At 70.0% G+C, this 13,595-nt stretch carries 8 protein-coding genes; all 8 read left to right on the top strand.

Translation table 11 applies throughout. From position 1 onward, the window contains the following. Positions 1-28 precede the first annotated feature (28 nt). The 8 genes from IIE03_RS23470 (at position 29) to IIE03_RS23435 (ending at position 13,572) form a co-directional block, all read left to right on the top strand. On the top strand, positions 29-1,030 hold the full coding sequence (locus IIE03_RS23470; RefSeq protein WP_192865207.1) for an ABC transporter substrate-binding protein: 1,002 nt from the start codon (positions 29-31) through the stop codon (positions 1,028-1,030). Positions 1,031-1,145: 115 nt separating this feature from the next. Then, positions 1,146-2,678, top strand: a complete 1,533-nt coding sequence (locus IIE03_RS23465) for a sugar ABC transporter ATP-binding protein (RefSeq protein WP_192865206.1) — start codon at positions 1,146-1,148, stop codon at positions 2,676-2,678. Beyond that, positions 2,675-3,844: an ABC transporter permease gene (locus tag IIE03_RS23460; protein WP_225998240.1), complete on the top strand. Its 1,170-nt coding sequence runs from the start codon at positions 2,675-2,677 to the stop codon at positions 3,842-3,844. Before IIE03_RS23465 ends, IIE03_RS23460 begins: the two co-directional genes overlap by 4 nt. Continuing rightward, positions 3,841-4,839: a galactofuranose ABC transporter, permease protein YjfF gene (gene yjfF / locus IIE03_RS23455; RefSeq protein WP_192865205.1), complete on the top strand. Its 999-nt coding sequence runs from the start codon at positions 3,841-3,843 to the stop codon at positions 4,837-4,839. Before IIE03_RS23460 ends, yjfF begins: the two co-directional genes overlap by 4 nt. Before the next feature lie 225 nt (positions 4,840-5,064). After that, on the top strand, positions 5,065-6,552 hold the full coding sequence (locus IIE03_RS23450; RefSeq protein WP_225998239.1) for a family 43 glycosylhydrolase: 1,488 nt from the start codon (positions 5,065-5,067) through the stop codon (positions 6,550-6,552). Positions 6,553-6,713: 161 nt separating this feature from the next. Further along, a complete protein-coding gene (locus IIE03_RS23445) occupies positions 6,714-8,273 on the top strand; it encodes an RICIN domain-containing protein (protein ID WP_192865204.1) in 1,560 nt (519 codons plus the stop codon). 99 nt (positions 8,274-8,372) lie between these two features. Next, positions 8,373-9,872: an RICIN domain-containing protein gene (locus tag IIE03_RS23440; protein WP_192865203.1), complete on the top strand. Its 1,500-nt coding sequence runs from the start codon at positions 8,373-8,375 to the stop codon at positions 9,870-9,872. A 97-nt stretch (positions 9,873-9,969) separates the two neighbouring features. Then, the gene (locus IIE03_RS23435) at positions 9,970-13,572 is read left to right on the top strand and encodes an alpha-L-arabinofuranosidase C-terminal domain-containing protein (RefSeq protein WP_225998238.1); all 3,603 of its coding nucleotides are present in this window, start codon (positions 9,970-9,972) and stop codon (positions 13,570-13,572) included. Positions 13,573-13,595: the final 23 nt, after the last annotated feature.

The raw sequence follows: 13,595 nt of genomic DNA, 5'->3' as shown, positions 1-13,595 counted from the left end.
ATGCCGACCGGGTTCTCGAGGAGGAGACATGGCACGACACACCTTCGCCCGCACCGCCCTCGCCGCGCTGTCCGCGGCGACGCTGTTCGCCCTCGGCGCCTGCAGCTCGGAACCTCCGAGCTCCGGCGACGACACCGGGAGCGGTGACGGCGGCGACGAGCTGATCAGCGTCGGCTTCTCGCAGGTCGGCGCGGAGTCCGGTTGGCGCAGCGCCAACACGATGTCCATCAAGGACGCGTTGACCGAGGAGAACGGCTTCGAGCTCAGCTTCTCCGACGCTCAGCAGAAGCAGGAGAACCAGATCTCCGCGATCCGGAACTACATCGCCCAGGGCGTGGACGTCATCGCGTTCTCCCCGGTGGTCGAGACCGGCTGGGACCCGGTCCTGGAGGAGGCCAAGGCCGCGGGCATCCCCGTCGTCCTGACGGACCGCGCGGTGGAGACCACCATCGAGGACGCGTACGTGTCCTTCATCGGCTCGGACTTCGTCGAGGAGGGCAGGCGGTCCGGCGAATGGGCCGTCGAGCAGTACGACGGTGAGGGCTACAAGGTCGTCGAGCTGCAGGGCACCACCGGCTCGGCGCCGGCGATCGACCGCCAGCAGGGCTTCGCGGACGCGATCGCGGGCAGCGACCTGGAGATCATCGACTCCCAGACCGGCGACTTCACCCGCGACGGCGGCAAGAAGGTCATGGAGGGCTTCCTGACCGCCCACGACGACATCGACCTGGTGTTCGCGCACAACGACGACATGGGCCTGGGCGCCGTGGAGGCCATCGAGGCCGCGGGCATGAAGCCGGGTGAGGACATCAAGATCATCACGATCGACGGCGTCAAGGACGGCATGCAGGCTCTGGCCGACGGCAAGTTCAACTACATCGTCGAGTGCAACCCGCTGCTCGGCCCGGACCTGGCCGAGATCATCAAGGCGACCGTGGCCGGCGAGCCCGTCGAGGAGCGCATCGTCACGCACGACGAGGCCTTCGACCAGGAGGCCGCGAAGGAAGCCCTCCCGGACCGCCAGTACTGATCCACCGGTAGATCCGGTCGGCCCCAGCCGCCGAGGCAGTGCGTCCCCCTGCGACGTGCTGCCTCGGCGGGGCCGAACGCCGGAGGAACCCGCGGCGTTCGAGAAAGGTTTCAACGTGACGACGCAACCAGTCGTGGAGCTGACCGGGATCACGGTCGAGTTCCCGCCGGTCACGGCGCTGGCCGGGGTGGACTTCCGCCTGTATCCCGGCGAGATCCATGCCCTCATGGGCGAGAACGGAGCGGGCAAGTCCACGCTCATCAAGGCGCTCACCGGCGTCTACCAGACTTCCTCCGGGACCATCACCGTGGACGGCGCGGAGCAGAGGTTCAGCGGACCGGGCGACGCCCGGGCGCACGGCATCAGCACCGTGTACCAGGAGGTCAACCTCTGCGGGAACCTCACCGTCGCGGAGAACATCATGCTCGGCGCCGCGGAGCCTCGCGTGCTCGGCGGCCTGCACTGGCGCAAGATGCGCCGGCTGGCCGCGCAGCACCTGGAGCGGATGGGCCTGGACATCGATCCGGGCTCCAGCCTCGACTCCCACTCGCTCGCCGTGCAGCAGCTCGTCGCGATCTGCCGCGCCACCGTCGGTGACTGCAAGGTGCTCATCCTCGACGAGCCCACCTCCAGCCTCGACGCGGACGAGGTCGAGAGCCTGTTCGCCGTGATGCGGCGGCTGAAGGCCGACGGCGTGGCCATCCTCTTCGTCTCGCACTTCCTGGACCAGGTCTACGCCGTCTCCGACCGGATGACCGTGCTGCGCAACGGCGGTCTCGTGGGCGAGTGGGCCACGGCCGACCTCCCCGCCGGCGAGCTGGTCAAGCACATGATCGGCCGGTCCGCGCAGGTGCTGGAGTCCGTCGAGCGCGGGCACGACGCCGTCCGCCCGGACGCCGGCGAGCCGCGGCTCCAGGCGATCGGCCTGGGCCGGAAGGGCTCGATCCAGCCGTACGACCTCGACGTGTACCCCGGCGAGGTGGTCGGACTGGCGGGCCTCCTGGGCTCGGGCCGCACCGAGCTCGCCCGCCTTCTGACGGGTGCCGACCGCGCGGACTCGGGCGGCACCGTCGTCGAGGGCGCGCCGCGGAAGCTGCACACCCCGCGCGCCGCCATGGCCCAGGGCATCGCCTACACCTCGGAGGACCGCAAGGGCGAGGGCATCGTCGACGGCCTCACCGTGCGCGAGAACATCGTCCTCGCCCTGCAGGCCGAGCGCGGCTGGGTGCGCCCGCTGCCCCGCCGCCAGGTCGACGAGATCGTCGCGAAGTACATCGACCAGCTCGGTATCCGGCCGGCCGACCCGGAGGCGCTCCTGCGCAACCTGTCGGGCGGGAACCAGCAGAAGGTGCTCCTGGCCCGCTGGCTCGCGACGGCCCCGAAGCTGCTCGTCCTCGACGAGCCGACGCGTGGTATCGACGTCGGCGCCAAGGCCGAGATCCAGAAGCTCGTCTCGGAGCTCGCCGGGGAGGGCATGTCGGTGGTCTTCATCTCGGCGGAGCTCGAGGAGGTCCTGCGCCTCAGCCATCGCATCGCGGTGCTCCGCGACCGGAAGGTCGTCGCCACCGTCGATGCCGAGGGGACGACGACGGACCAGGTCGTCGAACTGATCGCGCGCGGGAACGTCGCCGAGGGGGATGCGGCATGAGGCAGGCCCTGCGACACCATCTCTTCTGGCCGGTGGCGGCACTCGTCGTGCTCGTCGTGGCGAACACGATCGCCAAGCCGTCCTTCCTCCAGGTGAGCGTCATCGACGGCCACCTGTTCGGCGCGCCGATCGACATCCTGCGCGCCGCGGCTCCGCTGCTCCTCATCGCGCTCGGCATGACCCTGGTCATCGCGACGCGCGGCATCGACCTGTCCGTCGGCGCCGTCGTGGCGGTCTCCGGCGCCGTCGCCCTGGAGTACATCAGCGCGAGTCCCGACCCCGGCAGCCCCGTGACGGTCCTCGTCGCGGTGGCGATCGCGCTGGGCCTGTCCCTGCTGCTGGGGCTGTGGAACGGATTCCTCGTCACGGTGCTCGGCATCCAGCCGATCATCGCGACCCTGATCCTCATGACCGCCGGCCGCGGCGTCGCGATGCTGATCACCGGCGGCTTCATCACCACGGTCACCAGCGAGCCGTACAAGGGTCTCAACTCGGGATTCTTCCTCGGGCTGCCCTCCGCCGTGTGGATCGCGGTCGGCCTGTTCGTGATCGTGGCGGTGACCGTGCGGCGCACCGCCCTCGGCATGCTGCTGGAGGCCACCGGGATCAACCCGGCGGCCAGCCGCCTGGCCGGCGTCCGCTCCCGGACCCTGACCTGGACCGTCTATGCGGCCGCCGGGCTCTTCGCCGGCCTCGCCGGGATCCTCGTCAGCGCCGACACCATGGCGGCCGACGCCAACAACGCCGGCATCTTCATCGAGCTCGACGCGATCCTCGCGGTCGTGATCGGCGGCACCGCGCTGAGCGGGGGCAAGTTCAACCTGTCCGGCACGTTCGCCGGCGTCCTCGTCATCGCGACGCTCGAGCGCACGGTCACGGTGCTCGGCATCTCGCCGCACGTCACCCCGCTGTTCATGGCGCTGGTCGTCGTGACCGTGACGCTGCTGCAGTCGCCGCGGGTCCGCGAGCGGTTCGCGGTGGCGGCGCTCCGCCGTCGTCCCGTGTCCGACGTCGCTCGCGGCGGCGCCGCGCAGGTGTCCGACGACGGCGCGGGCGCGCCGGCGTCCCCGGGCACCGAGGCGCCGGGCCCGGACATCGAGCAGGCTCCCGTGCCGGACGCCGAGCCCTCCGCGGCACCGGACGACGAGAAGGAGGTCACCCGATGACCACGACCCTGTCCGAGAGGGCCACGAGCGGCTGGGTGTCGGCCCTCCGGCCCGACCGCAGGTACCTGCCCGTGCTGGGTACGCTCGCCGTCCTCGCGCTGATGCTGGTGATCGGCGGCACCCGGTACGACAACTTCCTCACGCCGATCGTCTACTCGAACCTGTTCATCAACAACGCGCACCTCATCGCGCTGGCCGTGGGCATGACCTTCGTCATCCTCACGGGCGGGATCGACCTGTCGGTCGGATCCGTGCTGGCGCTGTCGACGGTGATCATCGCGTCGTTGCTGCAGGCGGGGTGGCCGGTCGCCGTGGTGCTCCCGGTCGCGGTGCTCACCGGCTCGCTGATCGGGCTGGCGCACGGCGTGATGATCCAGGTGTTCGGGGTGCAGCCGTTCGTGGCGACCTTGGCGGGGATGTTCTTCGCGCGCGGGCTGTGCTTCGTCATCGCGCCGGAGTCCATCCCCATCGACGACCCGGCGTTCACGGCGCTGGCCGGGTGGGACTCCTGGATGGGGCACTTCCGGACCACGGCCGCCGTGGTCATCGCACTGGCCGTCGTCGTGATCGGGTTCGTCGTGCTGCACTACACGCGCTTCGGCCGCACGGTCTACGCGATCGGCGGCGGCGAGCAGTCGGCGATGCTCATGGGCCTGGCCGTGTCCCGCACCAAGGTGCTGGCCTACGTGGTGAGCGGGACGTGCGCCGCGCTGGGCGGCCTGCTCTTCGCGATGGGCAACCGGTCCGGCTACGCCCTGAACGGCGTGGCGATGGAGCTGGACGCCATCGCCGCGGTCGTGATCGGCGGCACGCTGCTGACGGGTGGCACCGGGTTCGTCCTGGGCTCCCTGCTCGGCGTGCTCACCCTCGGCACCATCCAGACCGTGATCCAGTTCGAGGGCAACCTCAGCTCGTGGTGGACCAAGATCGTCATCGGCGTCCTGCTGCTGATCTTCGTGGTGCTCCAGAGGGCGCTCTCCCTCCGCAAGACGTAACCCCCGGGCGGCCGGCCGGTCCCCACCCGGGAGCGGGCCGGCCGCCCGGCCGACGATCCGGCCGTCGCCCATCCGGGTGCGGCCGGCCCGCCGACTCGCCGACGACTCCTTCCCGCGTGGTGTTAGCGCTCACACCATGCACCACGACGTTATCGGCGGCCGGTGGACAGCGACTCACAGCGACAACAGCACGCGATCCCTTACAACGATGTGAAGGACGGAATCATGACGACCTACGCACGGCACGTGCACGGCCGGAGGCGGGCAGGGCTCTCCCTCGCCGGCCTGCTCGCGATCATCGCGATGGTGGCGGCCGCCCTGGTGGTGGTCCCCAGGGCGCCGGCGCGCGCCGCCGTCGACACGGGCCAGTGGTACCTCATCCAGTCACCCGTTTCCGGAATGGTGCTCGACATCACCGACATCTCCACCGAGGCCGGCGCCGGCCTCCAGCAGTGGGACCGCCTGGACGGCGCGAACCAGCAGTTCCGGTTCCTGGACTCCGGCAACGGCTACTACCGGATCCAGGCGCGGCACTCGTCCATGGTGCTGGACGTGTACGGCTGGAACGCCGACAACGGCGCCGAGATCGTCCAGTGGGAGGACCTCGGCGGCACGAACCAGCAGTGGCAGGTCCGGGAGAACTCCGACGGGACCGTCACCTTCCTCAACCGGTTCTCCGGCAAGGCGCTCGACCTGTGGGAGTGGTCGACCGAGCGCGGCGCCCGCATCTCGCAGTACGACGACAACGGGCTCGACGCCCAGCGGTGGCACCTCATCCCCGTCGGTGCCGACGGGCTGAGCAACCCGATCCGCAGCAACGGCGCCGACCCGTGGATCCAGTACTGGGACGGCTACTACTACCTGTCCACCACCACGTGGAACTCCACGGTCATCATGCGCCGCTCCCCGACGCTCGCCGGCCTGAAGACCGCGCAGGACCAGGTGGTGTGGGACGACGCCGGAGTCGCCAGTCGCTGTTGCAGCCACTGGGCGCCCGAGTTCCACCGGATCGGCGGCACCTGGTACCTGACCTACACCTCGGGCAACTCGCAGACCAACTTCGACGGGCAGAGGATCCACGTCCTGCGCTCCACCAGCGACACCCCGATGGGGCCGTACGAGTTCATGGGCACGCCGATGCCGAACAGGTGGAACATCGACAGCTCCTACCTGGAGCACAACGGGAACCTCTACCTCCTCTTCTCGGAGTGGATCGGCGCGGACCAGACGAACCGCATCGTGCGGATGAGCAATCCGTGGACCACCACCGGATCACCCGCCACCATCTCCACGCCCACGTACTCCTGGGAGACCCAGGGCGCCCGCGTCAACGAGGGCGCGGCCGTGCTGAAGCGCAACGGGCGCACGTTCGTGTCGTTCTCGGCGTCGTCGTGCAACACGCCGGACTACAAGCTCGGACTGCTCGAGCTGACCGGCTCCGACCCGATGAGCCCGTCCGCCTGGACCAAGCAGTCCACACCCGTGCTGCAGCGCGGGAACGGGGTCTACGGGCCCGGGCACAACGGGTTCTTCAAGAGCCCGGACGGCACGGAGGACTGGCTCGTCTACCACGGCAACCCCTCGGCCGACGACGGCTGCGGGGCCACCCGGCAGACCCGCGTCCAGAAGATCACCTGGAACAGCAACGGCACGCCGAACTTCGGCACGCCGGTCCCCTCTGGCCAGGTGCTCACGCCGCCCTCCGGCGAGTAGCCGGCCCGCCGGCGTGTGGTCGGTTTTGTCCGGAGCCGGTCGCCCGACGGACCGATCACCCGACAATGGGCCGACCACGCGCCGGCGAACGACCGTACCGACCCGGAGCGTGGGCGCATCCGCGCCCACGCGCCACATCGACCCGAACGGATGGAGCAACGATGCACATCTCCCTGAGACGAACCCTCGCCGGCGTCGCGGCCGCGGCCCTGGCCGGAACGCTCGGTCTCGCGGCGGCCACCACCTCCACCGTCGTCTCCGCACCGCCCGCGGCGGCGGCGCCCGGTGACGGCGACGCCTACTTCTTCCCCTACTTCACCGGCGAGTCCACCGCGGACGGCGAGACGATCAGCTTCGCCGTCTCCACGGGCGACGACCCGATGTCGTGGCAGACCCTCAACGGCGGCGAGCCCGTCCTCACCTCGACGCTGGGTACCCAGGGCCTGCGCGACCCGTTCGTCATCCGGTCCGGCGACGGCCAGAAGTTCTACCTGCTGGCCACCGACCTGAAGATCTACGGCGGCGGCAACTTCGGCGACGCCCAGGAGACCGGCTCCCGGTCGATGATGGTCTGGGAGTCTGACGACCTGGTGACCTGGTCGGCGCAGCGCGAGATCGTGCTGGCCCCGGAGAACGCCGGCAACCTGTGGGCGCCCGAGGCGTTCTGGGACGCCGCGAACCAGGAGTACGTCGTCTACTGGGCCTCGGCGCTCTACCCCGAGACCCTGCCGCCGAACCAGCGGAACATCAGCGACTCCTACCAGCGCATGATGTACGCCACCACCACGGACTTCCGGACCTTCTCCGAGCCCCGCGTGTGGATCGACGAACGCCAGGGCGCCGGTCGGGGCATGATCGACTCCACGGTGGTCCAGCTCGACGGCGTCTTCCACCGGTTCACCAAGGACGAGTCCGACATGACCGTGCGGCAGGAGTCGTCCACCGACCTGCGCCGGACCCAGGGCGTCACCTCTGGTGACGGATGGAACATGATCGCCGAGCGGGTCGGCGTCGGGCAGCCCAACCCCTGGGGCGGCACGTTCACCGCGGGAGAGGGGCCCTCGGTCTTCCCCTCCCTGACCGACGACCGCTGGTACATGATCCAGGACCAGCCCAGCTACCACGGCGGCCAGGGCTACATGCTCTTCGAGACCACGAACCTCGCCTCCGGGCAGTGGACCTCCGTGCCCGACGCCGCTCTGCCGCCCAGCCCGCGACACGGCACCGTCCTGCCGATCACCGCGGCCGAGCACGCCGCGCTCCTCGACGCCTACGGCGGCCCCGGAGGCCCGGGCACCGGGTGGCACGTGATCGAGTCGGCCTACTCCGGCCTGGTGCTGGACATCGCGGGTCAGTCCACCGCGCCCGGCGCGCTCCTCACCCAGTACACCCGGTGGGACGGCACCAACCAGCAGTTCCGCTTCCTCGACTCGGGCAACGGGTACCACCGCATCCAGGCCCGGCACTCGGGGCTCGTCCTCGACGTGTACGAGTGGAACTCCGCGAACGGCGCCGACATCGCCCAGTGGGACGACCTGAACGGCACCAACCAGCAGTGGCGGATCCGGCAGAACGCCGATGGCACGGTCACGTTCGTCAACCGGTTCTCCGGCAAGGCCCTCGACGTGTGGGAGTGGTCCACCACGCCCGGCAGTCGCATCTCCCAGTACACCGACAACGGCAACGCCACGCAGAAGTGGCGCCTGCACCCCGTCAGCTGACGACGGCACCAGACCCCGTCGGCCGACGCCGGATCAGAGCCCGTCGGCCGACGCCGGACCCCGAAGAAACTGGCACGACGACGTGACGGAGGAACGACCATGAGAAGGACACGCTCGAAGAGATGGGCGGCGATCGCCGCCGGCCTGGCACTCGCCGGGGCGGCGGTGACCGGTGCCGCGACCGCGCCGGCGGCCACGGCGGCCGACGAGCCGTACGTCGGCTACCTGTTCTCCTACTTCACCGGGGAGGGCACGGCCGACGGCGAGCAGGTCTACTTCGGCCTGAGCCGCGGCAACGACCCGCTGCACTACGACGACCTCAACGGCAACCAGCCGGTGCTGACCTCGAACATCGGGACGGGTGGTGTGCGGGACCCGTTCATCATCCGGAACCCGGAGACCGGCCGGTTCTACCAGATCGCCACCGACCTGAAGATCTACGGCAACGGCGACTGGGACGGCGCCCAGCGGCACGGCTCGCGCAGCATCGTGGTGTGGGAGTCGGACGACCTGGTGAACTGGTCGGCGCCGCGGCTGGAGCTGGTGTCGCCGCCCACGGCCGGCAACACCTGGGCCCCCGAGGCGTACTGGGACGCGGCGCGCGGCGAGTTCGTCGTGTTCTGGGCGTCGAAGCTGTACGCCGAGAGCGACCCGAACCACACGGGGTCGTCGTACAACCGCATGATGTACGCGACGACCAGCGACTTCAACACCTTCAGCGCGGCGCAGGTGTGGATCGACCCGGGGTACTCGGTGATCGACTCGACGGTGACGCAGCACAACGGCACCTACTACCGCTTCACCAAGGACGAGCGCTCCAACTCCGGCAGTTCTCCCTGCGGCAAGTTCATCACCGCCGAGCGGGCGACCGACCTGCGGGACACGAGCTGGGACTTCATCGCCGACTGCATCGGGCGGGGCACGATCAGCCAGGGCGAGGGCCCCACGATCTTCAAGTCCAACACCGAGGACCGCTGGTACCTGTTCATCGACGAGTTCGGCGGCCGGGGCTACGTGCCGTTCCAGACGACGGACCTGGCCTCCGGGACGTGGAGCGCGGTGTCCGACTACGACATGCCCACCGACCCGCGGCACGGCACCGTCCTGCCGGTCACGCAGGCCGAGTACGACCGGCTGCGCGCGGCGTTCGGCAGCACGGACACCGTGCAGCCCGGCACCTGGTACGAGGTCGAGTCCGCGCACTCGGGCCTCGTGTGGGACATCGCGGGGCAGTCGACCACACGGGGCGCGCTGCTGACCCAGTGGAGCTCGTGGGGCGGCGCCAACCAGCAGTTCCGCTTCGCAGACGCCGGTAGCGGCTACCACACGATCGAGGCGCGGCACTCGGGGCTGGTGCTGGACGTGTCCGGCGCGAGTACGGCCAACGGGGCCGACGTCGTGCAATGGACCCCCACCGGGGGGACGAACCAGCAGTTCCGGGTGCGCGCCAACGGCGACGGGACCGTGACGTTCCTCAACCGCAACTCGGGCAAGGCGCTGGACCTGTACGACTTCGCGACCGACCCCGGCGCGCGGATCTCCCAGTACACGGACAACGGCAACGCCGTCCAGAAGTGGATCCTGCACCCGGCGTCGTGACTCCCGGCGCCGGTCGGTCAGCGTATGACCGACCGGCGCCACCCGAAACCTCAGCCCGGTGCATCTGCCGGCTGCCCCGATGAGAAGGAGTACATCGATGTACAGACAGCCACCTGGGCGATCACGGCGAGTATGGCTCGCCGGCGCCCTCACGCTGGGGCTCGCCGCCCCGACCGCGGCCGTGGCCGCCGCGGCCTCGGACGACGACGCCGGGCCGACGTCGGCCACCGTTTCCGACGGCGACTACGCCGGCTACTTCTTCCCGTACTTCACCGGAGAGTCCACCGCCGACGGCGAGACGGTGTCCTTCGCCGTGAGCAAGGGGCCCGACCCGCTCGACTGGACCACGCTGAACGACGACGCACCCGTGCTGACCAGCGACCTCGGCACCGAGGGCCTGCGCGACCCGTTCGTGATGCGCAAGGCCGACGGCTCCGGGTTCGTCGTGCTCGCCACCGACCTGAAGATCCACGGCGGCGGCAACTTCGGTGACGCCCAGGAGACCGGCAGCCGGTCGATCATGATCTGGGAGTCCCCGGACCTGGTGAACTGGTCCGAGCAGCGCGAGGTCGTGCTCGCGCCCGAGAACGCGGGCAACCTCTGGGCCCCCGAGGCGTTCTACGACGCGGACGCCGGCGAGTACGTCGTGTACTGGGCCTCGGCGCTCTACCCGGACGACGTCGCCCCCGAGGACCGTGACATCCGCACGTCCTACCAGCGCATGTTGTACGCGACCACCACGGATTTCGTGACCTTCTCCGAGCCGCGGGTGTGGATCGACGAGAAGCGCGGCGACGGCCTCGGCATGATCGACTCGACGATCGCCGAGGAGGACGGCGTCTACCACCGGCTCACCAAGGACGAGTCGTACATGGGGATGCGGCAGGAGTCGTCCACGGACCTGCGGCTCACGCAGGGCGTGACCGAGGGCGACGGCTGGGACCTCACCGCCGAGCGGATCGGGTTCGGCGAGCCCAACCCGTGGGGCGGCGAGTTCACCGGCGGTGAGGGGCCCACCATGTTCCCCTCGCTCACCGACGACCGCTGGTTCCTGCTCCAGGACCAGCCCTCGTACCACGGCGGCCAGGGCTACATGCTGTTCGAGACGGACGACCTGGGCAGCGGCCGGTGGACGGCCAACCTGGACGCCGAACTCCCCGCGAGCCCGCGGCACGGCAGCGTCATCCCGATCACCGCCGAGGAGCGTGACGGGCTGCTCGCGGCCTACCCGCCGGCCACCCCCACGGTGACCGAGCACACCCTCACGATCGACGCCGACGCCCCGCGCACCGAGATGAGCGACGACCTCTACGGCGTCTTCTACGAGGACATCAACTACGCGGCCGACGGCGGCCTGTACGCCGAGCTGGTCCGCAACCGGTCGTTCGAGTTCGCCCCCACCGACAACGCGAGCTTCACCGGCATGACCGCCTGGGACGTGGTCGAGGGCGCCGGCGGCACCGTCGAGGTGGCCTCCGAGCGGTCGGAGTGGCTCAACGACTCCAACCGCGCCTACCTCCAGATCGAGGCCGACGGCCCCGGTGTGGGCGTGCGCAACGAGGGATACAACTCCGGGTTCGCGATCGAGCGGCGTGAGAAGTACGACTTCACGATGTTCGTGCGGTCCGACGTGCGTCAGCGACTCACCGTGAGCCTGGAGTCGGCCGACGGCGAGACAACCTACGCCGAGAAGACCATCAGGGTGAACGCCCGGGACGAGTGGCGCAAGGTCCGGACCAGGCTCCGCGCGAACGCGACGGTCGACGACGCACGCCTGGTCGTGACCGGCGGCGCCGCCGGGACACTGCGCCTCGACATGGTCTCCCTGTTCCCGCGCGACACCTGGGTGGGCCCGGTGAACGGCCGGTCCGTGCTGCGCGAGGACCTGGCGCAGCTCGTCGCCGACCTGGAGCCGTCGTTCCTGCGCTTCCCCGGCGGGTGCGTCACCAACGTGGGCACGTTCGACACCTACCTCGAGTCCGACGGCCAGGACCGCCGTCGTACCTATCAGTGGAAGGAGACGATCGGGCCGGTCGAGGAGCGGCCGACCAACTGGAACTTCTGGGGCTACAACCAGTCCTACGGGCTGGGCTACCTCGAGTACTTCGAGTTCGCCGAGGACCTCGGCGCGACGCCGCTGCCCGTGCTGTCCGTGGGCGCCAACGGCTGCGGCTCGCGGATCCCGGAGATGACCGACGACGAGCGCATCGAGCGCTGGGTGCAGGACACGGTGGATCTCATCGAGTTCGCCAACGGCGACACGGACACCGAGTGGGGTGCCGTACGCGCCGAGCTCGGGCACCCCGAGCCGTTCGGGCTGGAGTACATCGGCCTCGGCAACGAGGAGAACACCCGCACGTTCGAGGCGAACTTCCCGCGCTTCCGCGCCGCCATCGAGGAGCGCTACCCGGACGTGACCGTCATCTCGAACTCGGGGCCGGACGACACCGGCGCGCGCTTCGACGAGCTCTGGGAGTTCAACCGGGAGCAGGGCGTCGACATGGTCGACGAGCACTACTACAACGACCCGGCCTGGTTCCTCGCCAACGACGACCGGTACGACTCGTACGACCGCAACGGCCCGCACGTGTTCCTGGGTGAGTACGCCTCGCGGGGCAACCAGTGGCGCAACGCGCTGGCCGAGGCGGCGTACATGACGGGGATCGAGCGCAACTCCGACCTCGTGGAACTCGCGTCGTACGCGCCGATGTTCGCCAACGAGGACTACGTGCAGTGGTCCCCGGACATGATGTGGTTCGACAACGACGAGTCGTGGGGCTCGACGTCGTACCACACGCAGAAGATGTTCATGACGAACACCGGCGACGAGGTGGTCCCGTCGGAGCACACCGGCCCCGAGGCGACGCCGCCGCCCCTGTCGGGCGGGGTCTTCCTGTCCACGTGGCTCACGCAGGCCGCGTACGACGACGTCGTGGTGACCGACAACGAGACCGGCGACGTCCTGTTCTCGGACGACTTCTCCGGCGAGGAGACCTGGGACGCCCAGGCCGGCGCCTGGGACGTCGTCGACGGCGAGTACGTGCAGTCCGCGGCCGGCGTCGAGGACGCCCGCTCGATCATCCCCGACGCCTACGGGCAGGACTGGAGCGACTACACGCTGGACCTGAGCGCCCGGAAGCTCGGGGGCGGCGAGGGCTTCCTCGTCGGCTTCGCGGCCGGGGCGCCCGACCGCTTCTACTGGTGGAACCTCGGTGGCTGGGGCAACTCGCGCCAGGCGCTCGAACGGGCCGACGGCGGCCGCCAGGGTGAGGTCGCCGCGGTCGAGGGCCACTCGCTGGTGACCGGCCAGGACTACGACATCAAGATCGTCGTGGACGGCCGCACCATCGAGATGTATCTCGACGGCGAGCTCCAGATGACGTACACCGAGCCGGTGACGCAGTCGCTGTACCAGGTGGTCACCACCGACGACGAGACCGGCGAGCTGCTGGTCAAGGTCGTCAACCCGGGCGGCGACATCGCGCGGACCGACGTGTCCGTGGCCGGGTTCGAGGTGGCCGGCGAGGCCGAGGTCATCGAGATGACGGGTGACCCGTCGGCGATCAACACGAAGACGCGGCCGGAACGCGTGGTCCCGACGGAACGGACGTGGGCGCTGCCCGACGATGCCGGTTCGGGCGGGTTCACGTACGACTTCCCGCCGCACTCGATCACGTTCCTCCGCCTCACGGAGGGCTGACGGGCCTGGCCCGGCGACGCGCG

Origin of the sequence: Myceligenerans pegani (assembly GCF_014892515.1) — a bacterium.
Taxonomy (GTDB): domain Bacteria; phylum Actinomycetota; class Actinomycetes; order Actinomycetales; family Cellulomonadaceae; genus Myceligenerans; species Myceligenerans pegani.
The sequence above is the reverse complement of the archived record's forward strand: the minus strand, read 5'-3'. Positions and strand labels throughout refer to the sequence as shown.